Below are 22,653 nucleotides of genomic sequence, written 5' to 3' on the forward strand. Positions count from 1 at the left end.
TCTGCCCTCTACTATTAATTAAAGTTCACTTACGTAAAAAAGAGAACTGAGAGGAACGTATTTATGAAGAAACAAAAACGAGATCTTCATCAAAGAGCGTATGTACGCGGTTATCGAGCAGGCATGGCTGGCCGTTCGAAAGCCCTTTCAGAGCAATGTCACGCGTCCGCTCGCCCTGATTGGTTAGCAGGGTGGCGCGAAGGTCGCACAGACATGTGGGATGGTCTCACCCCGGTTGATGGCACGTATAAAGCGGCCGGTTTTTCTCAGTAACTTTCTTTTGAAAAAGGCCTGTCTCTGACAGGCCTTTTTCGTTTACTTACCTAAGCGGTTTTCTCGAATAAAGGCATCTGTTGCTGTGACAGCTTCCTGTACCAACTCAGGACCTCGGTAAATGAAGCCAGAATAGATTTGTACCAGTTTCGCACCAGCTTGCAGCTTCTCAACTGCATCGGCTCCAGACAGAATCCCCCCCACGCCAATGACTGGCAATGTGTCTTTCAGGTGATCACACAATACACTCACAACATGAGTCGAGGCATCTTTGACTGGCGCACCACTTAGACCACCCGCTTCGTCGGCATGCTTATGACCTGCAACCGCCTCACGAGATAATGTGGTATTCGTTGCGATGATCGCATCGACTTGCTGCTCGACTAAAGTATCAGCCACCATTTTGATTTCATCGTCTGTCATGTCTGGCGCAATTTTAACAGCCAGAGGAACTTGGCGACCATTTTCCTCTGCGTAGCGTTTTTTCGCTTCCACAAGAGGTGAAATCAACTCAGCAAGGCTTTCACCAAACTGCAGAGAACGAAGCCCCGGCGTATTTGGTGAACTGATGTTAGCCGTAATGTAGTCAGCATAAGGAATAACTTCCTCCAAGCATGCCAAGTAATCCGCTGCGGCATCCTCAACAGAAGTCGTTAGGTTCTTACCAATATTCACGCCTAACACACCTTTATAAGCGTGTTTACGGATACGCGCCACCATGTGCTCAACACCTTTGTTATTGAACCCCATACGGTTAATAATGGCTTCGTGTTCCGGCAAACGGAACAAGCGTGGTTTCGGATTACCTGATTGCCCTTTCGGCGTCACAGTACCTACTTCTACAAAGCCAAAACCCAATGCACCGAGCGCTTCAAACGCTTCAGCATTTTTGTCTAAACCCGCGGCCAAACCAACAGCATTCGGAAAATCAATTCCCATCACATTTACAGGCGTTGCCGCCTGCTGTCGAGCATACAATGATGTCAAACCTAAACGGCTGGATGCTCCTAACATATCAAGAGACAGTTCATGAGACACTTCAGGGTCTAATTTAAACAGCAATGAGCGTGCTAAGTTATACATATAGTTAAGCCTTGGTTTAGTCGGTATGGGGGATTTATAGTATTTTGTTGATATTGACGAGCTTTCTATTCTCATCAAATTCAACTTCAAAGGCACCGTACACGCCTTTGTGTGTCACAAATCGCTGGAAAGACAGCAATGGCAGTTGAATCATCCGGCCGTCTCGACTTTTTGCCACCAAGTATTTAACAGATCCTTGATACATTTCCTTATACTTGTGAGCGGGCAAACTTACGTCGATGGTTACTTTGGCCATATTCTACCTTAACTATGTCACCTCTTAATTAACTATCACTCAAGAAGTGGTTTTATCTTGCTTACGATGCTGGTTATTATATTGTCTTGACGGAGAATTTGACAGCAGTATAAGGGCATACCAAGGTATGGAAGCAGTAATTGAACGTCTGAGAACACAGTTAAATCATACCGTAGTGGGTCAATCAACATTAGTTGATGATCTACTGATCGCATTAATAGCAAAAGGTCATGTGCTACTAGAGGGGCCACCTGGCATCGCAAAAACCACTGCAGCGAAATCTTTAGCCCAAGCCATTCAGGCCAGCTTCCAACGAATCCAGTTTACACCAGACCTTTTACCAGGGGATGTCACTGGATCGGATGTCTACCAACAGCACAGCGGTAAGTTCGAATTCACGCCTGGCCCTATCATGCATGATATTGTCTTAGCCGATGAAATTAACCGTGCACCGGCGAAAGTCCAATCAGCTTTATTGGAAGCCATGGGCGAGCGTCAAGTGACGATTGGCCAAACAACTTATCCGTTATCGAACCAGTTCTTCGTCATCGCCACTCAAAACCCTATCGAGCAAGAAGGCACCTATCCTCTACCGGAGGCGCAACTAGACCGCTTTATTATGAAGCTTTTAGTAGATTATCCTGATGCGGAAACAGAACGCCAAGTTCTTCAGTTGGTTCGCGAACAAGACAAACAGTCTGCGCCTTCATCAACTTCCTCGATCAGTTTAGATGACATAAAAGATCTCCAGCAGCAGGCACTTAATGTGTATATGGCTGACGCCGTAGAGCAATACATTATTCACCTTGTGATGGCGACTCGACAGCCTACGCAATATTTTGAAGACGACGGCCAAATGGCGGCTCTGATTGACTTTGGTGTCAGTCCACGAGCGACTCTGGCTTTAGATCGTTGTGCCAGAGCTCATGCAATCCTTGGCGGTAGAGACTACGTCACTCCGGACGATGTGCGTGCCATCGTACACAATGTCTTCAGGCACCGACTGATTCCATCGTTCCAAGCCGTTGCCCAAAACCTGTCAACTGAGCAGTTGATCAATATGATCTTGGCCAAAGTACCTGTGCTGTAGCCTATGGACACTGTACTTATTCCAACTTCACCTGAACTGACAGAAAGTGATATTCAGCTGCTAAGCGGTTATGCCAAACAACTTGGAAAAGCGCGTTCTTTACCAAAAAAAGCAGTGCGAAGCGGACAAAATCTAAGCAAAAAGAAAGGTCACGGTATCGAACTACAGGAGGTTCGACCTTATGTAGCCAGCGATGAAGTTCGTCATATGGATTGGCGTGTCACCGCTCGCACAGGCACACCACATACTCGGGTTTACACAGAAGACATGGAGCATCGCACCTGTATCATCTGCAACCTATCTAAAGACGCGTACTTTGGCACGCAAACTACCTTTATTAGCTCGCGCTTAATTCAAATTGCCGCACTGATCGGCTGGCGTCATTACCAGCTACGTAACCCTTTAGGCATGATCACAAGTATCGGTCATGACACAGAAGTGATTCTAACTGTCACAAACTGGCAGGCTTGGTCTGAGCGTCTCGCTTCGTTAACTCAGATTATTCATCGCCCATACGGCAAAGCGAGCTTTTCAATGCCAAACCAGCTTAAGCTAAAGGGCACAAACGTTCTCATTCTTAGCGATCAGCTAGAGATAGATGATATCAATCGAGCCCGATTAGCTCGTCTGGCTCAGCACAATCGCGTGCACTGGGTTTCTTTGGAAGACACTAATACCTCCTTAATTCCTGACGGTGTGTATCAATTTAACTCCCAAGATACTACGCAACAGATAAGCCAAGCCAATCGTGATATCGCACAACAGCGTTATCTTGAGCAGGAAAATCACCACCAAAAATTACTCTCTAGCATCGGTATTACTAAGCTGACATTTAGTGTTAACGACTCTCCTGTTAGCCTTGTTAAAACACTTCTCAGCATGGGGGTTGTACATTAATGCAAGCCCCCATAGAACTGCCAAATAAAGCCTATCTCCTCCCCGATGCCATTCCAAACTGGCCGCCTGCCTGGTGGTTTTGGTTAGCACTCTTTGCTCTATTTATAATCTTGGCCTTGATCGTATTTTTAGGCATTCGGCATCACCAACAACGCGCCTATCGTAGAGAAGCCATTCAGCAACTCCAAGATTGGAATGAATTGAGTGATCAAGAGCTTGCTGAGCACTGTCTATTACTGATCAGACGTTGCCTTAAAACCGAAGGACACGATACTTTAATCAGTTTACCCACAGCAAAACTACTGCCTTTTTTAGACAGTCAGATTCGTAGCCGAAAATACGTATTCCAACATTTGTCTGAAGAACTAATTGAGCTCCCTTATCGCCCAGCCGGGCAATTAAGCTTGGAAAAGAGACAAAAACTGATCGCCACCACAAAGTTTTGGATAAGGAGGCATCGTGCTTGAGCTGCAATGGCCATGGGCCTTGGTTTTATTACCGTTGCCTATTCTGATGCGATTATTTAGTAAACGCCAATACACAGGCCAAACAACCTATTGGCGCTTCAGTGAGCTGTATCAAAAAGATCGTCACAACCAGACAGGCACCCGTTCATTAAGCACTTGGTTGCTCCACTTAACATGGATCACCCTGACACTGGCACTTAGCCGTCCAACATGGCTTGGGGAGCCATCTTATATCCCTCCAACTGGTCGTGATCTTATGGTTGCCTTGGATTTATCCGGTAGCATGCAAATTTCTGATATGACCCTAAATGACCAACCTGCCGACCGTTTAAGCGCCGCTAAAGAAGTATTATCGCAATTCATCCAAGCTCGCCAAGGAGATCGGCTGGGACTGATTGTGTTTGGCAGCAAGGCTTATCTTCAAGCGCCGCTAAGCTTTGACTTGATGACCATGGATCAGTTAGTTCAAGAAACACAAATAGGCCTCGCGGGTGAGCAAACCGCAATTGGCGATGCCATTGGTCTTGGGATCAAGCGCCTACAGGATAAACCAGCGGATCAGAGAGTTTTGATCTTAATGACCGATGGTGCCAACACAGCGGGAAGAGTCAGCCCCCTTCAAGCAGCCAATTTTGCCGCCAAACAGGGTGTTACCATTCACACCATTGGCATTGGTGCAGAACAAATGGTCGTACAGGGATTTTTCGGACCTAAAGTCGTCAACCCTTCTAGCGACTTGGACGAGCCCTTGCTAACCAATATCGCAGAACTGACGGGCGGACAATATTTCCGCGCACGAAGCACCCAAGAATTAAAAACCGTCTATCAAATCCTTGAGCAACTTGAACCCACGCCTTCTGAAGAGGTATTCCAGCGCCCCAAAACAACGCTGTTTCATTGGCTGGGGATGTTGTCGTTGATTTTATTAGGGCTCAGCATCCTAAGTAGCGGGCGCTTATCTTTGCGTGATCGGAGAGCATCATGACACTTTTTGATGTGCTCCATTTTAACCGACCTATCTGGTTGCTGCTGATCCCCATCGTTTGTTTTGGCTATTTGTTATTTAGTCTACAACCCCAGTCGTCATTGCTTAAACGCAAGGTGGCGGCTCACCTGCTTCCTTTTCTGACAGAAAGAATTCCTTCCGCTAAATACATTAATTGGCTTGGTCTTTTCGCCGTCATCTGCTTTGTTATTGGCATTTCGGGCATTAGCTTTTCTAAAACCAACTCAGAGCTTTATGTTGCTCAAAACAAAACGGTCTTTATTGTTGATCAGTCGCTCTCCATGTACGCCACAGATGTTCGTCCCAACCGCTTAACGCGAAGCAAACAAATTATCAGAGACATTTTACAAGCTGATATCGAAGGCGAGATTGCTTTGATTGCATTTGCCGGGGACGCCTACACGATCAGCCCTTTCACCCAAGACAAACAAACACTGATTCACTTCCTAGTCGCACTCGATCCCTTAATCATGCCTCTCTACGGTAGCCACTTGAAATCAGGGATAGAGCAAGCACTTGAATTAGTGAGCAATGATGCCACTACACCTCGACACTTTATTATTTTGACGGACGACTTAACCAACGAGGACGAAGCTGCGCTTCAAGAGGCAAATAAACTTGGCGTTCAACTGGATGTGATCGCTGTTGGGACGCCTGAAGGTGGAACCATGCAATTGCCAGAAGGCCAAATTCTCAAACACAACGGCATAACAGCACTCGCAAAAACACCAATCACAGCCATCGAGCAGGCAACAGATGCTGCCAATGGTCGCTTCTACCAACATACACTCGATGATACTGATCTGCAGAGCCTTCTTGATACCCAATCGTCAAACTCTGCCAAACGCTCAAACCTGTCAGGACAAACATGGCAAGAGCAAGGCCATTACTTTGCCATTCCCTTAGTGCTTTGGCTATTATGGCAATTCCGACAAGGCTGGCTGTGCCTTATGCTGCTATTTATTATGTCTAGCCCGCCTTCTAGCTACGCCTCCCCATTGGAATGGTTTAAAACACCCGATCAAAAAGGCCAGCAGGCATTTGATCAAGGCCGCTGGGATGAAGCCGCTAAGCTATTTGAAGAGCCACTCTGGAAGGCCGCCAGCCAATATGCAAATCAAGATTATCCGCAAACTGTTGAAACATTGCAGAACGTCGCTACCACTGCCAGCGACTATTACAACCTAGGCAACGCATTGGCTTTGAGTAATGATTTCGAGGGTGCTAAAACGGCCTATGAAACAGCTCTTTCTTTGCGCTTGGACTTTCCAGAAGCGAAAGAAAACCTTGACTATATCAAACAGCAGCTGGAAAAAACGTCTCCTCAAGAGCAGCCTGATAATTCAAATCAGCCAAGCAAAAGTGATAACCAAACACAGCAGAGCGAACAGGATGGAGCATCCAAGAACGCCGACTCAGAAACAAACAATAGCCAGCAAAAACAAGACAACTCTCAGCAAAAACAGGATAATAGTTCGGTGACGGATACCTCTAATGAAGAGCAAAATGCCCTCCTTAACGAAAGGCAAATCGAGCAACAACAAGCGCTCGACCAATGGCTCCGTCAGATTCAAGATGATCCAGGGGACCTGATAAAACGCAAACTTTGGTACTTACATCAGGAACGTCGTCACGAAAATCGCTTTAATCAAGAAGAAGGGCAACAGCCATGGTAGCCAACCTTTACATTTTGCCAAGATATATTTTCTCAATGCTATGTATGCTCTTGGCCGTGGCCTACTCTGGTCTTTCACTTGCCGATCAAGTAACTGCTGCCCTAGACAAAAACACCGTTACTGAAAACGAAGTCGTACAACTGACGATTCGCACTGACTTCGCCAACACAGGAAACGGTCCAGATTTATCTCCTCTAAAACGTGACTTTGACATTGTCAGTCAAAGCCAGAACAGTCAGTTCAGCTTCAACCTAGGCACCAATCAAGCTCTCAATTTCTGGGTAGTGACTCTAATCCCTAAAGCAGTGGGAAACTTCCAAATTCCGCCAATCAAGGTGGGAGATCAACAATCTGAGGCCCTATACATTGAAGTCAAACCAGCCAAGCAGATGACCGACAAACTTGGCAATCCGCTGGTGATGCTAAAGTTCCAAAGCAACATCACAGAACCCTATGTGCAGCAACAGGTTCTACTGACACTAGAACTCTATACCGCTGTCACATTACAAAGCGCCAATCTGTCCACTCCGAACCATCCCAATCTTTTGATGGAACGCTTGTCTGACGATCAAATGCGCTACGAGGAAATCAACGGTACATCGTATCAAGTTCTTACTCGTGAATACGTTGCCTTCCCACAGCGTAGCGGCCCACTTGAGTTAACGAATCAAAGTGTCGAAGCCATGGTTAGCACTCAACGTGGTGCGCGCAAAGTAAACATCAAAAGTACGCCGATTTCATTGAATGTTTTGCCCATTCCGGCCTCTTATGGCAATAGCAATTGGCTACCCACCGATGCGGTTGCGGTTCGATCCGTCCTTTCTAATAGTGTCAGTAATCCGCGTATTGGGGATACTTTATTTTGGGAGATCGATATCACAGCACAAGGTGTCCTAGGGGAGCAGCTCCCCACTCTGAGCTATCCCAGCAATAGAGCTTATAAGTTATATCCTTCTTCCCCGACATATGAAACGAATAAGGGCATTAATGGTGTCACGGGGCGCGCCTCCATGCGCATAGAGGTTGTGCCTACTCAATCAGGACCATTAACACTTCCGGAAGTGCAAGTAACCTATTGGGACCCCATTGCTAGACAAGCAAAAACGGCAACAGCCAATGCCGCAGTGGTGGATGTTGCACCTCTGCCCAACAGCGGGACTTCTTCGCAACCAAACTCTTCGGCACTGCCTTCTGGAACACTAGCATCGCCACAAGATATCCCCCCACAAAGCACTTCTGTGGCACCGATCTCACTTGCTAAGGCCAAACCTAAAGCACAACCAACACCCGAAGAAAATAATGACTCGCCAGCCCCCATAGAGGTAGAGGTCACCACGCCTGATGATTCACCATCATGGGCGATCATAGTAGCTGGAACACTCATGTTAGCGGGTGGCACTGGTATTGTTGCCTGGATACTACTAAAACGACGAAACTCAGGAGCGCCAAACAGTCACAATGACGTTCCGACTCTTCAGGAGTTTGCTCCTTTGTCATCTGGTAATGAAGACGCTGCGTATGAACAACTTTTATCAGGATGTCGACGCAGCGATTTGAGCACGTTACGACTAAATTTATTAGAGTGGGCTAGACACCGCTGGGGAGACAATGCAATCCGAGGCATTGATGATATCAAACGGTTAACAGACACCCCTCACCTAACACAATTATTAATGGAAGCAGAGCTGGTCATGTATTCACCTTCAGCATCGACTCAGTGGAATGGCGATGCGCTAGCAGACGCGCTGGAAGAATACGTTACGGGCCACACCAAGCCGTCTCAAGCTAGTCAGCTTAAAACTCTGTATCCTAATTTTTAGCCTAAGGAGCTTTTACACTATGACGCAGGCACACCAAACTGGCATCACTGCTGAAGCATCCAGCGATGCGTCCTTTATTGCCCTTGATGCAGTTGCGGGTCAAGAGACAAACCTCAGAAAAGCATTAGCGGCCTTCCCTGACCTAATAGAGTCGGTTCAGAAACAATTTCCGGATACCGAGCTTCATGCCGCTATCGGCTTTTCTATACACAGCTTCGAACGCATCACGAAACACGCAGCACCTCGAGAGTTAACCCAGTTTCCGTCCCTGACTGGCCCACTGCTGAGTGTGCAAGACCAAGCGTTTGACATGATGTGGCATATCCGCTCGAACCGACGGGATGCAACCCATCAACTATCACTCGCGCTTTACAAAGCTGTTAAAAACTTTGTCACCTTAAAAGACAGCGTTGACTGCTTCAAGTATTTAGATAATCGTGACTTTACGGGATTTGTTGATGGCACTGAAAACCCTCAAGGAGAGGACCGAGCTTCGGTAGCACTGGTTGCAGACGACGAATTACAGTACCGAGGCGGCTCATACTTTAACTACATGAAATTTGTTCATGACTTAGCCAAATGGGAGCAGCAAGACCTTAAAGTACAAGAGGATACCTACGGTCGTACCAAATACGATAACGAAGAATATGCAGGCGCAGACAAATCCCCTCACGCACATACTAAACGTACGTCATTGAAGGATGCCGATGGTAAATCTATGGAGCTGCTAAGACAGAGCATGCCGTTTGGCGACCTAAATGAGCAAGGTCTTATTTTCGCAAGCTACTCGAAAACCCCTATCATTTTTGACCTAATGCTTAAGAGCATGATCGAAGGGGATGAAGAGGGCCGTGTAGACCATTTAATGAAGTACACCTCCGCGACACATGGCAGTGCCTTCTTTATGCCTCCAATTAGTTTTTTCAAAGGGCTGGACGCTTAACAAACACCTAGCAAGTTAGGCCTCTTCGGAAGATACAAAAAGACCACGCAATGCGTGGTCTTTTTTCGTAACGCTAGATTCTAATTACGAACAATTTCAGCGGAATTCTTCAATAGATTCTGCTGCGCACGTAACGTCATAGACGCCAAAGTCTGAGATAAGTAGTTTTCATAAATATCTCTTTGCGCATCATCGACTGTTTGGTCACCTAGGCTAACTTCCGTTAAACGAATCGCAACCACATCGCCATTTGCCGCGGTCTCAACTCCAGCCGAGGCTTTGCCATCAGTTGGGTGAGGCAAACCGAAAGCTAAGCTAGTCACTTCGTCTTGACCACGCTCAGCACTGCTAACAGCAGTCCAATCACCAGCCCCTGTTTCCAGTGCTTGCTCAGCTAATTGATTTAATTCCTCAAGCGCTTTCTCTTGAACGACAATAGAAGTAATAGCGTCTTTCGCTTCTTCAAACGTTTGCTTTGCTTCGGCTTTGTGATCATTCTTATGAATCACCACAACCTGCTCATCGCTAAGCTCGATTAAATCACTGTTATGACCATCTTCCAAAACCGTAGGGCTGTAAGCCGCTGCAATAACCGCCGGCGCAGAGGTAATATCATCCGTACCACCATCACGACCAAAGTAATCCGATGTCAGTACAGCAAGACCGTATTCTTTAGCAATTGCAGACAAGTCGTCGCTCGCATAAGCCAGATCTGTAATCGTTTCATGGGCACCAAGCAAAGTATCTTTCGCTTTTTCTGCAACTAGATCAGACATTAACTCATCACGCATATCCGCTAAAGAAGGTGCTTCTGTCTCGCTAACACTCTTAAGCTCAACTAAGTGGTAACCGAACTCAGTTTTTACTTCTTCAACAGTACCTGGCTCCATAGCAAACAGAGTGTTTTCAAATGGCTCAACCATAATGCCGCGTGAAACAAAGCCTAAATCACCGCCAGATTCTTTTGAACCTAGGTCATCAGAGTACTCTGCCGCCAAATCCGCAAAGGAAGCGCCATCATCAAGCTTAGCTTTGATCTCTGCAATGCGCGCCTTAGCTTCATCATCAGAACGAGACGAAGTATCCACTAAGATATGTGCGGCTTCACGCTCTTCACCTTGGAAACTCGCAACACGCGCTTGATAAGCGTCATTCAACTCTGCATCAGACACCTCAACTTGACCCTGAAGATCAGCCGCTGACACAACAACATAATCAATCTTTACTTGCTCCGGCGTCACAAAGCTCGCTTGGTGCTCATCGTAGTAAGCTTGTAGCGCATCATCCTCTACCGTTACCTGTTCGGTTTGGTCTGCTAGAGAGTAGCGAATGAAGTCATAACTACGCTTCTGATTTTGTAGGGCAACGATGTTCTCTACCTGACTAGGTAGCACAAACTCAGAGCCAGCCAAAGCGTTTCGAGTTTGCTGAATCAACACATCCTGTTTAATACGCTCTTTAAATGCTAACGGTGTAAAACCAAGTGAGCGAATAAAGTTTAAATACTTATTCTGATCAAACTGACCATCGGTTTGAAATTGCTCTGCTTGCAATAGGTACGCATCAACTTGAGCATCTGACACACCTAGATTTAGCTGTTCAGCTTGGTTCATCATGACAGTACGTTGGATCAACTCATCCAATGCACGTCGCTGCAAGGCATTTTCCTCTAACATTGCAGGATCAATTTGGCCGCCCATCATTGAAATTAGCTGACGACGTTGCGTCTCAGCGGACTGCAACAATTGCGTTCGAGAAATTTCTTTACCATCTACTTCTGCAACGGTATCTGTTGAAGTAAAGCTTTGTACCAATGCTTCAACACCGAATAGAGCAAAAGTCACAATTACTACACCAATGATGACCTTAACAATAATGCCTTGTGACTTATCTCTGATATCCTGGAGCATCTCGCCTCAACCTTAAAACTATTATCTGTAAAACAAAAAAGGTGCATTCCGCTGGGAACACACCTCTTTGCTCTAATGGCGGAACGGACGGGACTCGAACCCGCGACCCCCTGCGTGACAGGCAGGTATTCTAACCAACTGAACTACCGCTCCAAATTCATTAGTTCACCGCGTCTTTAAGGCCTTTACCCGCTTTAAAGCTAGGCACCTTAGCAGCACTGATCTGGATTTCTTCGCCAGTTTGAGGATTACGACCAGTACGTGCCGCACGCTCTTTTACTGAAAAAGTACCAAAACCAACTAAAGTTACTTGGTCGCCTTTTGCTAGTGCTTCTTCGATCGCAGTCAACGTAGCATCCAACGCATTACTTGCAGCAGCTTTAGACAAGTCTGCGGACGTCGCAATAGCATCAATCAATTCTGATTTATTCACGTTCTACCCCTTCAGTATTATCGTGGTTCCTTAGATTTTTAATTCGACCAAAAGTAGCGGTCGGATCAAGATGAGCATTTATACAAGGCTATCTTAGGCCCTGTCAACACAGGGTTTGGCCTAATGATGACTCACAGATTCTTGTTCATCAACAGTTTTTTCCTTTCCTGACACAGTTTCTTCACTTTTTGGTGATGGAACGTACTCTAATGCCACATCTAGCACCTCATCAATCCATTTAACCGGCACAATTTCTAGGTCCGCTTTAATGTTGTCAGGTATTTCTTTCAGATCTCGAGTATTTTCCTGAGGAATTAATACCGTTTTAATACCACCACGGTGAGCAGCTAGAAGCTTCTCTTTGAGGCCACCTATAGGCAACACCTCACCACGCAGCGTAATCTCGCCTGTCATGGCCACAGAGGCCTTCACAGGCACCTTAGCAAGCACAGATACGATGGCAGTACACATTGCAATACCAGCGCTTGGACCATCTTTTGGCGTAGCCCCTTCAGGCACGTGTAAATGCAGGTCCACTTTTTCATGGAAATCGTCATCAATTCCTAGACCGACTGCACGGCTTCGAACAACCGTTAAAGCCGCTTGAATCGACTCTTGCATGACGTCACCTAGAGAGCCCGTTTTCACATGACGACCCTTACCTGGCACACCTGCGGCCTCAATGGTGAGTAATTCACCACCCACAGATGTCCAAGCCAAACCTGTAACTTGGCCAATCTGATTATTTTCTTCCGCCTTACCGTAACTAAATTTGCGAACTCCGCAGTACTCTTCCAAGTTCTCAGATGCTACTTTTACGGCATCTTTACTCTTCTTAAGAGCTTGCTCCTTCACCACACGACGGCATACTTTGCTGATCTCGCGCTCAAGCCCACGCACACCAGCCTCTTTTGTGTAGTAACGCACAACATCCATCAGCGCCTCATCAGAGACTTCAATTTCAGACTCTTTCAGGCCACTCTGCTTCATTTGCTTTGGCAGCAAATAACGCTTAGCAATATTAAGCTTTTCGTCTTCTGTGTAACCTGGAATACGAATAATTTCCATACGGTCCAGTAAAGGCCCAGGGATATTCATACTGTTAGACGTACAAATAAACATTACGTCCGAAAGGTCATAATCCACTTCTAAATAGTGATCGCTGAAGGTATGATTTTGCTCTGGATCCAACACCTCAAGCAAGGCTGATGCTGGGTCGCCACGTTGATCCATACCCATTTTGTCGATTTCATCTAACAAGAAAAGCGGGTTCTTAACTTTTACTTTTGCAAGCTTTTGAAGCAACTTGCCCGGCATTGAACCTATGTAAGTTCGGCGATGACCTCGAATCTCAGATTCATCACGCACACCACCTAACGCCATACGGACATATTTACGGTTTACCGCACGAGCAATCGATTGGCCAAGGGATGTTTTACCAACACCTGGAGGCCCTACCAAACACAAAACAGGACCCTTCACCTTTTTCACACGCTGCTGTACAGCAAGGAACTCTAAGATTCGATCTTTTACGTCCTGAAGGCCATAGTGATCCTCATTCAGAACCTTCTCGGCGTACACCAAGTCGTTACGAACCTTAGAACGCTTCGCCCATGGCAAAGACACTAACCAATCAATGTAACCGCGCACCACCGTGGCTTCAGCGGACATAGGAGACATCATTTTGAGCTTCTTCAGCTCACCTTCAGCTTTCTCTGTCGCCTCAGGAGACATTTTCGCTTCAGTAATTTTTTCTTGCAGCAAATCCAACTCATTGCTGCCTTCATCCATATCACCCAGCTCTTTCTGAATCGCCTTCATTTGCTCATTCAGATAGTACTCACGCTGGCTTTTCTCCATTTGTTTTTTGACACGACTACGGATGTTCTTCTCAAGGTGAGCAATATCAAGCTCCCCATCCATAAGCCCCATCAGATGCTCACCACGTTCAACTAGAGAGCTCAACTCCAATGCACGCTGCTTATCTTCAAGTTTCAGACTCATATGACCGGCAATAGAGTCGATCAATTTAGATAAATCATCTATGGACTTAAGAGACGTTACCACTTCACTTGGAATACGCTTACTACCAGCAACATACTCATCCAGCTGCTTAATCAATGCATTGCGGATTGCTGGGTATTCTGACTCATCGTCTTCGGCTTCAGGCACTTCTTCAATCGTCGCCGAAACCCACTCATCACCTTCCTCAAGATCTTGCAATGAAGCGCGGTACTGACCTTCCACTAACACCTTAACCGTGCCATCAGGAAGACGTAGCAATTGAATAACTTTGGCAACGGTACCAATAGTGTACAAATCGTCACGTTTTGGGTCATCTTTTGAAGCATCTTGTTGGGCAACAAGAAAAACCAGCTTGTCGCCATCCATTGCAGACTCTAGCGCTGCAATAGATTTTTTACGACCAACAAATAGCGGCAACACCATATGCGGATACACGACAACATCGCGCAAAGGCAGCATAGGTAAAAATTTAGAATCTGATTCGGACATAATTTCTTCCAACTGAACATCAATGAACTTAGCATTGACGTGTGACTTAACTGATATAAATAAGAGATAGGGTCAACGAGCTGAAATTGCAAGCGCAATAAAGAAGGGAATTAAAAGAAAAACAAAAGTTTAGGGGAGAATTTCGCTTGGGCTGGACAGCCCAAGCGAAGAACGGATGAAATCTAACCGTTTGAAGCGTCTTTCTGCTCGCTCTCTAATACCATTAGAGGTGCAGAGTCACCACGAATAGATGATCCATCCATTACCACTTTCGCAACATCAGTACGATTAGGCAATTCATACATGCATTCCAGCAACGAAGACTCTAAAATGCTACGCAGACCACGAGCTCCAGTTTTACGCTCTAAGGCTAAATGAGCCGCTTCGCGCAAAGACTCTTCAGTGAATTCAAGCTCAACACCTTCTAGCTCAAACAAATGCTGGTACTGCTTAGTCAAAGCGTTCTTAGGCTGACTCAAAATCGTCATCAAGGCTTCTTCGTCCAACTCTGAAAGTGTTGCCACAACAGGCAAACGACCAACAAATTCCGGAATCAAACCAAATTTCACTAAGTCTTCTGTTTCAACATCATGAATAGACTCAGAGAAAGAACGATTTTCTTCTTTGCTCTTAACCGTTGCCTTAAAGCCAATACTACTTTTCTCAGTACGATCACTAATCACACGTTCAAGGCCAGCAAAGGCACCACCACAGATAAACAGAATGTTCGAAGTGTCCACTTGAACAAACTCTTGTTGAGGGTGCTTACGTCCACCTTGCGGAGGAACAGATGCAACAGTACCTTCGATCAGTTTCAACAGCGCTTGCTGCACACCCTCACCAGATACGTCACGAGTGATGGACGGGTTATCAGATTTACGAGAAATCTTATCGATTTCATCAATATAAACGATACCTCGCTGCGCCTTATCGACGTCGTAATCACAGTTCTGCAACAGTTTCTGTATGATGTTCTCGACGTCTTCACCAACATAACCCGCTTCAGTCAATGTTGTTGCATCGGCAATTGTGAATGGCACATCCAAAACACGAGCAAGAGTCTGTGCCAACAGCGTTTTACCGCTACCAGTTGGACCAATCAAAAGAATATTACTCTTGCCAAGCTCAATATCTTTGTTTGCCAAACCTTGGTGACGCAAACGCTTGTAATGGTTATAAACCGCAACCGCCAAGACCTTTTTAGCTCGATCTTGTCCAATTACATAATCATCTAACGCTGCAGCAAGTTTTGAAGGTGTCGGCAATTCATCTTTCGCTTCCGTTTCACCTTCACCCTGCATCAATTCTTGCGTAATGATGTTGTTGCAAAGGTCAACACATTCATTACAGATATATACCGAAGGGCCAGCAATTAGCTTCTTAACCTCATCCTGACTCTTTCCACAGAAAGAGCAGTACAGCAAGCGATCAGAATGCTCACCTCGGCTGTATTTATCATCAGACATTAAAGTCCACCCTTTTTTATACTTCGCGTTTTTCTAAAATATCGTCAATCAAACCGTATTCTTTAGCCGACTGCGGACTCATAAAGTTATCACGATCTGTATCTTGCGCAACTTTCTCAATTGGCTGACCTGAGTGATGGGCAATGATTTCATTCAAACGATGCTTGATACCTAGAATTTCGCGAGTGTGAATTTCGATATCAGAAGCCTGACCTTGGTAACCACCTAAAGGCTGGTGAATCATGACACGAGAGTTAGGCAAACAGTAACGCTTACCTTCCGCTCCAGCAGTTAGCAACAACGCCCCCATGCTGGCAGCTTGGCCGATACACATAGTGCTCACATCAGGCTTAATAAACTGCATGGTATCATAAATTGACATGCCTGCTGTCACAGAACCGCCAGGAGAGTTGATGTACAAATGGATATCCTTATCAGGGTTCTCTGATTCTAAGAATAATAACTGCGCAACAACAAGGTTGGCCATGTGATCTTCTACCTGTCCCACTAAGAAGATGACACGCTCTTTCAGCAAACGAGAGTAAATATCAAAAGAACGTTCGCCACGAGCGGTCTGCTCAATAACCATTGGGACTAGGCCATTACTTGTAATCGCGACTGGACCAGTTGTAGGGGTCATTAAATTCATATTCTATTCCTTAAAACGAAAAGGCCGGTATAGCTTACGCTATACCGGCCTATTAGAATTATAAGCTATGCTTATGCTTCTTCAGTCTCTTCTGCCTCGGCAGCTTGAGCTTCTGGCTTGATAGCGTCTTCGTAACTTAGAGCTACTTCAGTAATTTGTGCGCTTTCTAGCAGTTTATCAACAACTTGCTCTTCAAGTACAGCAGATTGAACTTGAGCTAGTTGCTCTTTGTTGTTTAAGTAGAATTCAACTACTTGCTGTGGCTCTTGGTAAGCTTGCGCCATATCTTCCAAGAATGCACGCACACGATCATCTTCTACTTTAAGTTCGTTCTTCTGGATCACTTCAGAGATCAAAAGACCGATCTTCGCGCGCTTAGTCGCTTCTTCGCTGAACAGCTCAGCTGGAAGTTGAGACGGATCAAAACCTTCCATGTTGCCGAATTGACGTGCAGCTTGCTGACGTAGACCATTTACTTCTTGCTCTACCAAAGATGCAGGAACATCTACTGGGTTAAGTGCTAGAAGTTGATCGAATAGAGAGTTTTTAAGCTTCGCTTTTACTGCTTGGCTTAGTTCGCGCTCCATGTTTTTCTGAACTTCAGCACGTAGGCTTGCTAGGTCAGCAGTCTCTAGACCGAACTTAGAAGCAAACTCGTCATTTAGCTCAGGAAGTACTTGTTCAGCAACTTCATGGGCAGTAATTTTGAATGATGCTTCTTTACCAGCTAGGTGCTCAGCTTGGTAGCTTTCTGGGAACGTTACAGTGATTGTACGCTCTTCGCCAGCTTTGATACCTACGATACCTTCTTCGAAGCCAGGGATCATTGAGTTAGAACCTAGAACCAGTTTGTGGCCTTGTGCTGCGCCACCTTCAAATGCTTCCTCACCTAAGAAACCTTCGAAGTCGATAGTTACTTGATCGCCGTCTTTCGCTTCACGCTCAACTGCAGACCACTCAGCATTTTGCTTACGTAGTGTTTCAAGCATGGTATCAACGTCTGCTTCTGTTACATCAGCAACAACGCGATTTACTTCAATTTTAGAAGCGTCTGCAAGTTCAATCGTTGGGTAAACTTCAACTTTTGCAACGAACTCAAGATCAGCGCCTTCAGCGATGTTCTTAGGCTCGATAGCAGGCATACCAGCTGGGTTGATAGATTCAGCTTGGATTGCCTCAACGTAAGCGTCACGCATAACTTGCTCAAGCGCTTCCATACGGATGCTTTGACCGAAACGCTTTTTAACAACGCTAACTGGCACTTTACCTTTACGGAAACCATCGATACGTACTGTCTTAGCTGTTTTAGCTACTTCAGCGTTAACTTTATCATCAATACGTGCAGCAGGAACGCTAATAGTAAGAACGCGTTCGATTGGAGACGTTGTCTCTACAGAAACTTGCATAAAACTTCCTCTTGGGAACGTGCTTTATTTGTTGACGCCGCCGCGAAGAATCACGACTTAACTTATAGCTCAGTCAACAAGACCAAAAATTTTATTAACGTAATGTAATGGCACGCCTGGAGGGATTCGAACCCCCGACCATCCCCTTAGAAGGGGGATGCTCTATCCAACTGAGCTACAGGCGCAGATACTACATCACAAATAGTGACGCGCTATTATATGGAAGGAATATCAATCGTCAACTCAAAGACATAAAAAAGCCCAGCAAAGCTGGGCTAAAAGATAATATATGACTTTTCGTCACCAAGGAACCGAGAATATATCTTAGCTATACCCTAGTCACTCAACAGTACAAATATCACAAAAGGAACGAGTGCAATATTAGTCCCCTGTATACCGTTTTGCAACCAAAATGGATCACTTTTATTCCCCTTGCACTATAGATGTGCACTTACCATATTATTTACACATTAGATTGATACTGCTTTTCTCGCTACAATCCTCTAAAGCTGTTTGAGGTAACAAGAATGGAAACGAAAGCTGTTAAAAATGCCGCATTACAAAGCTATCAGCTATTAAGATTGGTTTGGAACAGAGCGCTGCGCTACCAGGTATCTCTTAGAGCCGCACACTTAACCTTAGCAACGTTACTTGCCGCAGTCCCGATTATTACCATTGTATTTGGCATACTACGCCTTACGCCTGCGATGGTTGCCATGCAAGATTCTCTCGTAGCGTATGTGGAAGCACATCTTGCCCCTGGTAGTAGCAGCACCGTCATCCCCTATTTATTATCGTTTTCAGAACAAACCAAAAACCTACCTGCCGCAGGCATTGCCACATTGATACTGACAGCCCTTCTACTTCTCAATAGCTTTGAAGGATCAGTACAAGCCATTTGGCAAATTAAGCAACGAAGAAAAATCCGTGAAAGACTGCTTACCTATTGGGCTATTTTAACGCTCGGCCCCATCATGCTCGCAGTAGTGATGAGCTTATATGGCACGCTACTTTCCTATCAGCTAACAGGAAATTACATACCTAATGTGCTGGAAGGACTGTTTGAGCTCAGTAGTTACGTGGTTTACTTTCTTCTGCTCTTTACGATTAACTTTTTAACGCCTAACAACGAGGTAAAAGTGAAATTAACTGCGATTTCAGCAATGCTTGGTGCGATCGCAATTGTTTTACTGAACTCTGTGTTTGCCAATTTCGCACAATTTTTTGCCAGCTATCAGATTGTTTACGGAGCCTTCGCCGCACTTCCTATTTTTCTAATTTGGCTGCAAGTTAGCTGGCTAATCATATTGCTAACCGTCAGTCTTAACGCAACTTTGCATAAACTGGATCGCTATAAAGAGCATTCTAAGTTAGAATGATCGGTCAAACTTTCCTATTACCTAAATATACCTATGCATAATATCGACGAACTGAATTCCATTATGAACGAGGCGGATTGCCTAATTTCTGAGGCTGAACTGAATGACGCCCTAGATAAAATGGCAAAACAAATCACCGACGACCTAGCAGACAAACTTCCTCTGGTTATCTGCGTCATGAATGGCGGTTTATTACCAACAGGCGCACTTATGCAGCGTTTGCAATTTCCACTTGAGCTAGATTACGTTCATGCTAGTCGCTACGGCATGGAGACAACTGGCAGCACTCTAAACTGGACTCGCTATCCGCAAGCAGACTTTAAGGGTCGCGATGTGCTCATCGTTGATGATATTTTTGATCAAGGACACACCTTAGAAGCTATCATCAAATGGTTTGAAGAAAACGGCGCGCAAAATGTTTACTCTGCAACGGTCGTTAACAAGCTACACAACCGTAAAGTTGATATGCGCCCAGACTACAATGGTCTAGACGTAGAAGACCGATTTTTATTTGGCTACGGCATGGACTACCAAGGCTACTTCCGCAACTTACAAGGCATATACGCAGTAAAGGGTAAATAAGAGACTCGAAGGCGTATCAAGAAGCATAAAAAAAGGCGCATAGCGCCTTTTTTTATGAGTTTAACTCGGCGTTAGAATACTCGGTTAAAGCCGTTCAATGCCGCAACACGATAAGCTTCAGCCATCGTTGGGTAGTTAAACGTAGTATTTAAGAAATACTTCAAGGTATTCAATTTACCTGGCTGCTTCATGATTGCTTGACCGATGTGAACGATCTCAGAAGCTTGGTCACCGAAACAGTGAATACCAAGGATCTCAAGCGTTTCTCGGTGGAACAGTAGCTTCAGCATACCCACTGCTTCACCAGTAATCTGAGCTCGAGCCGTATTCTTAAAGAATGCGCGCCCAACTTCATAAGGCACTTTTTCAGCCGTCAGTTCCGCCTCAGTTTTACCTACTGATGAGATTTCAGGGATCGTGTAGATGCCTGTTGGAACTTCTGAAATGAAGTGCCCACCTTCAAGACCCAACATGTTAGCCGCTACCGAACGACCTTGGTCATAGGCAGCACTCGCTAAGCTTGGCCAACCAATCACATCTCCGGCCGCGTAGACATTCTCAACTGCCGTTTGATACGTATCATTAACGGCCAGCTGACCACGGGAGTTCGTCTCAAGACCAATATTTTCAAGACCAAGGCTCTCTGTATTGCCTGAGCGACCATTACAGAACAACAAGGCATCAGCACGGATTTTCTTACCAGATGCCATCGTCATCACAACATCACGATCAGAACCTTCAACTTTCTCAAACGTCTCGTTATGGCGAATTAAAATACCACCATCACGTAAGTGATAACTTAATGCATCTGTGATTTCATCATCCAAGAAACTCAATAGTTTCTTACCTGGGTTAATCAACTCAACTCTTACACCTAGACCGCAGAAGATCGAAGCATACTCACAACCGATAACGCCTGCACCGTAAATGATCAAAGAACGCGGTGTATGACTAAGCGTTAAAATACTGTCAGAGCAGTAAATACGAGGATTCGTGAAGTCAATATTCGCAGGATGATATGGTCGCGAGCCAGTCGCGATCACAACTTTCTCAGCCACTAGCTCTTCAGGGCCTTTCTCGTAAGTATTTACTTCAATAGTGTGTGCGTCTTTAAAGCGACCACGACCAAAAAAAACATCGATACGGTTTCGAGCGTAGTATTCAGTACGACCCAGCACCTGCTTATCGATAACTTTGTTTGCATGCTCAAGCACTTTCGGAAAAGAGAACCAACGTGGCTCACCGATGTCTCGGAACATAGGATTGGTATTAAAAGCAATAATTTCTTTAACCGCATGGCGCAGCGCTTTCGACGGAATGGTACCCAGATGAGTACAACTACCGCCAACTCGCGGACTAGCTTCAATGACAGCAACTCGCTTACCCGCTTTAGCTGCATTCATTGCAGCCCCCTCCCCAGCGGGACCGGTACCTAGTACCACGACATCATAATGTCTAGTCGTCATAAGATTTTACTACCTCATCTATTTCGTTGCGTCATAAAACTGCTCATCAGAGACCTTGGCTAGTCGTGCTTTCTTAGTTTCCTTTTCGCACTTCCCTTTATCACCGCCACAAATATCACAAGCCACCTCCATGCCCAGAGCACTCATGCCGCCACAAGAACCTGAAATTGGCTTACGTCCCATCAGAACTCCCACTGCCATGGCCGCTACCAAAGCAATCATCAATACAAAAGCTAACACAATCGTAGTCATATTTATCTACCTCAATGCAATTTAGTTTGAAAGGTAAGACTTAAAGGCGTCGGAGTACTGCTCAGCAAAGCCAAAATCTTCTTTCACTAACATGTACGCCGCAATACTGTTGTCCTGAGCGAATTTCAATCCTGCTTCAGGGCCTAACACCGTTATCGCTGTTGCCAAGCCATCCGCGCGGGTCGCATTTGAGTCAATTACCGTTACAGATACCAATCTATGCGTAATCGGCTTACCCGTTGTTGGATCAATGGTGTGTGAATAGCGCACACCATTCTTTTCAAAATAGTTTCGATAGTCACCAGAAGTCGCAATCGCAATATCGTTTGCTTCGATAACACGTTGAGCAACATTATGACCACCAGCAGGGCTTTCCACCCCTACCAGCCAAGCACTACCGTCAAGCTTAGTACCAGAAACAGACAATTCACCACCTACCTCAACAAGGTAGTTTTGAATTCCTGCTTTTCTGAGCACTCGTGCCACTTCATCGACACCATACCCCTTGGCAATAGAAGACAGATCGACATAAACATTACGAGCCTTGGTTAATTCATTGCCTTCCAAGCGCACATAGTGATAACCAACTCGCTCTTTAGCTTCTGCGATATCAGTATCTGTTGGGACTTTGTCTTCATGTTTACCAGGACCAAAACCCCATAAGTTAACCAATGGTCCAACAGTAACATCGTATTTCCCAGCGCTTAATTCACTGATTTTCAGCGCTTCACCCACCACATACGCCATGCCATCAGACACCGTAGCGGTTGAGCCAGCGGGCTGTTTGTTAAACAATGACAACTCAGAGCCTGGATCATACGTAGACATCAGTTTGTTCACATGAACCAAAGCATCATCAACCAATGCCTTTAGATCCTCTCGAGAAGGAGCATCAGCTGTCGTGATATATTTAATGGTATACGTTGTTCCCATCGTTGGACCTGAAAAGCTTTCCAACTCTGGAGAAAAAGAAACTGCTTTAAAAAGAATGGTGGCAAGAACAACGGCCATTAAAGCCAGTAGAAATTTGTTTTTCATAGAGACCTAATGTCCTAACAGGGAAAGAAAAACAAAGACCCACCAGT

The 22,653-nt window shown here is 45.4% G+C and carries 21 protein-coding genes and 2 tRNA genes; 10 read left to right on the forward strand and 13 right to left on the reverse strand.

Features of this window, described 5'->3' with window-relative positions:
• The first annotated feature begins 63 nt into the window (after nucleotides 1-63).
• Nucleotides 64-273: a ribosome modulation factor gene (gene rmf, locus ACXAC1_RS00180; RefSeq protein ID WP_133560176.1), complete on the forward strand. Its 210-nt coding sequence runs from the start codon at nucleotides 64-66 to the stop codon at nucleotides 271-273.
• A 42-nt stretch (nucleotides 274-315) separates the two neighbouring features.
• On the opposite strand, the gene ACXAC1_RS00185 is transcribed toward rmf, so the two are convergent.
• Nucleotides 316-1,356 carry a quinone-dependent dihydroorotate dehydrogenase gene (locus ACXAC1_RS00185; RefSeq protein ID WP_475057423.1) on the reverse strand — a complete coding sequence of 347 codons (1,041 nt, stop codon included), beginning with the start codon at nucleotides 1,354-1,356 and terminating at the stop codon, nucleotides 316-318.
• Between the two features lie 34 nt (nucleotides 1,357-1,390).
• Nucleotides 1,391-1,612 carry a DUF2835 domain-containing protein gene (locus tag ACXAC1_RS00190; RefSeq protein WP_133560178.1) on the reverse strand — a complete coding sequence of 74 codons (222 nt, stop codon included), beginning with the start codon at nucleotides 1,610-1,612 and terminating at the stop codon, nucleotides 1,391-1,393.
• Nucleotides 1,613-1,739: 127 nt separating this feature from the next.
• On the opposite strand from ACXAC1_RS00190, the gene ACXAC1_RS00195 reads away from it, so the two are divergent.
• From ACXAC1_RS00195 to ACXAC1_RS00225, 7 genes are read left to right on the forward strand one after another with little or no spacing between them, the layout of a single operon-like run.
• Entirely contained in the window at nucleotides 1,740-2,702 is a 963-nt protein-coding gene (locus ACXAC1_RS00195; RefSeq protein WP_475057425.1) for an AAA family ATPase, read from the forward strand.
• 3 nt (nucleotides 2,703-2,705) lie between these two features.
• Nucleotides 2,706-3,599, forward strand: a complete 894-nt coding sequence (locus tag ACXAC1_RS00200; protein ID WP_475057427.1) for a DUF58 domain-containing protein — start codon at nucleotides 2,706-2,708, stop codon at nucleotides 3,597-3,599.
• Nucleotides 3,599-4,066 carry a DUF4381 domain-containing protein gene (locus ACXAC1_RS00205; RefSeq protein WP_475057430.1) on the forward strand — a complete coding sequence of 156 codons (468 nt, stop codon included), beginning with the start codon at nucleotides 3,599-3,601 and terminating at the stop codon, nucleotides 4,064-4,066. The genes ACXAC1_RS00200 and ACXAC1_RS00205 overlap by 1 nt, the downstream gene beginning before the upstream one ends.
• Entirely contained in the window at nucleotides 4,059-5,051 is a 993-nt protein-coding gene (locus tag ACXAC1_RS00210) for a vWA domain-containing protein (RefSeq protein ID WP_475057433.1), read from the forward strand. The genes ACXAC1_RS00205 and ACXAC1_RS00210 overlap by 8 nt, the downstream gene beginning before the upstream one ends.
• Nucleotides 5,048-6,748, forward strand: a complete 1,701-nt coding sequence (locus ACXAC1_RS00215) for a VWA domain-containing protein (protein ID WP_475057436.1) — start codon at nucleotides 5,048-5,050, stop codon at nucleotides 6,746-6,748. Before ACXAC1_RS00210 ends, ACXAC1_RS00215 begins: the two co-directional genes overlap by 4 nt.
• Complete coding sequence (locus ACXAC1_RS00220) at nucleotides 6,742-8,568, forward strand: BatD family protein (protein ID WP_475057439.1); 1,827 nt, start codon at nucleotides 6,742-6,744, stop codon at nucleotides 8,566-8,568. Before ACXAC1_RS00215 ends, ACXAC1_RS00220 begins: the two co-directional genes overlap by 7 nt.
• A gap of 19 nt (nucleotides 8,569-8,587) precedes the next feature.
• Nucleotides 8,588-9,511: a Dyp-type peroxidase gene (locus tag ACXAC1_RS00225; protein WP_475057441.1), complete on the forward strand. Its 924-nt coding sequence runs from the start codon at nucleotides 8,588-8,590 to the stop codon at nucleotides 9,509-9,511.
• 80 nt (nucleotides 9,512-9,591) lie between these two features.
• Here the strand turns inward: ACXAC1_RS00225 and ACXAC1_RS00230 are convergent, their stop codons facing one another.
• The 8 genes from ACXAC1_RS00230 to ACXAC1_RS00265 form a co-directional block, all read right to left on the reverse strand.
• Entirely contained in the window at nucleotides 9,592-11,421 is a 1,830-nt protein-coding gene (locus ACXAC1_RS00230; protein ID WP_475057444.1) for a SurA N-terminal domain-containing protein, read from the reverse strand.
• A 76-nt stretch (nucleotides 11,422-11,497) separates the two neighbouring features.
• A tRNA-Asp gene (locus tag ACXAC1_RS00235) sits at nucleotides 11,498-11,574 on the reverse strand.
• Between the two features lie 7 nt (nucleotides 11,575-11,581).
• Nucleotides 11,582-11,854 (reverse strand): HU family DNA-binding protein, encoded by a 273-nt coding sequence (locus ACXAC1_RS00240; RefSeq protein WP_067038717.1) that lies wholly within the window; start codon nucleotides 11,852-11,854, stop codon nucleotides 11,582-11,584.
• A 120-nt stretch (nucleotides 11,855-11,974) separates the two neighbouring features.
• Nucleotides 11,975-14,368: an endopeptidase La gene (lon, locus tag ACXAC1_RS00245; protein WP_475057447.1), complete on the reverse strand. Its 2,394-nt coding sequence runs from the start codon at nucleotides 14,366-14,368 to the stop codon at nucleotides 11,975-11,977.
• Nucleotides 14,369-14,550: 182 nt separating this feature from the next.
• Nucleotides 14,551-15,834, reverse strand: coding sequence for an ATP-dependent Clp protease ATP-binding subunit ClpX (gene clpX / locus ACXAC1_RS00250; RefSeq protein WP_475057449.1), 1,284 nt, complete (start codon nucleotides 15,832-15,834; stop codon nucleotides 14,551-14,553).
• Between the two features lie 16 nt (nucleotides 15,835-15,850).
• Nucleotides 15,851-16,483 carry an ATP-dependent Clp endopeptidase proteolytic subunit ClpP gene (gene clpP, locus ACXAC1_RS00255; protein WP_475057452.1) on the reverse strand — a complete coding sequence of 211 codons (633 nt, stop codon included), beginning with the start codon at nucleotides 16,481-16,483 and terminating at the stop codon, nucleotides 15,851-15,853.
• Nucleotides 16,484-16,554: 71 nt separating this feature from the next.
• Complete coding sequence (gene tig, locus ACXAC1_RS00260) at nucleotides 16,555-17,889, reverse strand: trigger factor (protein WP_133560190.1); 1,335 nt, start codon at nucleotides 17,887-17,889, stop codon at nucleotides 16,555-16,557.
• A gap of 108 nt (nucleotides 17,890-17,997) precedes the next feature.
• Nucleotides 17,998-18,074, reverse strand: a tRNA-Arg gene (locus tag ACXAC1_RS00265).
• 342 nt (nucleotides 18,075-18,416) lie between these two features.
• Here ACXAC1_RS00265 and ACXAC1_RS00270 point away from each other — a divergent pair.
• Nucleotides 18,417-19,268, forward strand: a complete 852-nt coding sequence (locus tag ACXAC1_RS00270; RefSeq protein WP_475057455.1) for a YihY family inner membrane protein — start codon at nucleotides 18,417-18,419, stop codon at nucleotides 19,266-19,268.
• A 33-nt stretch (nucleotides 19,269-19,301) separates the two neighbouring features.
• Complete coding sequence (locus ACXAC1_RS00275) at nucleotides 19,302-19,850, forward strand: hypoxanthine-guanine phosphoribosyltransferase (protein WP_228189775.1); 549 nt, start codon at nucleotides 19,302-19,304, stop codon at nucleotides 19,848-19,850.
• A 71-nt stretch (nucleotides 19,851-19,921) separates the two neighbouring features.
• On the opposite strand, the gene sthA is transcribed toward ACXAC1_RS00275, so the two are convergent.
• From sthA to ACXAC1_RS00290, 3 genes are read right to left on the reverse strand one after another with little or no spacing between them, the layout of a single operon-like run.
• Nucleotides 19,922-21,316 carry a Si-specific NAD(P)(+) transhydrogenase gene (gene sthA / locus ACXAC1_RS00280; protein WP_475057458.1) on the reverse strand — a complete coding sequence of 465 codons (1,395 nt, stop codon included), beginning with the start codon at nucleotides 21,314-21,316 and terminating at the stop codon, nucleotides 19,922-19,924.
• A gap of 18 nt (nucleotides 21,317-21,334) precedes the next feature.
• The gene (gene nqrM, locus ACXAC1_RS00285; RefSeq protein WP_475057461.1) at nucleotides 21,335-21,568 is read right to left on the reverse strand and encodes a (Na+)-NQR maturation NqrM; all 234 of its coding nucleotides are present in this window, start codon (nucleotides 21,566-21,568) and stop codon (nucleotides 21,335-21,337) included.
• 21 nt (nucleotides 21,569-21,589) lie between these two features.
• Nucleotides 21,590-22,606 carry an FAD:protein FMN transferase gene (locus ACXAC1_RS00290; protein ID WP_475057464.1) on the reverse strand — a complete coding sequence of 339 codons (1,017 nt, stop codon included), beginning with the start codon at nucleotides 22,604-22,606 and terminating at the stop codon, nucleotides 21,590-21,592.
• Nucleotides 22,607-22,653: the final 47 nt, after the last annotated feature.

This window comes from Marinomonas sp. AWM4_232 (genome assembly GCF_056158325.1).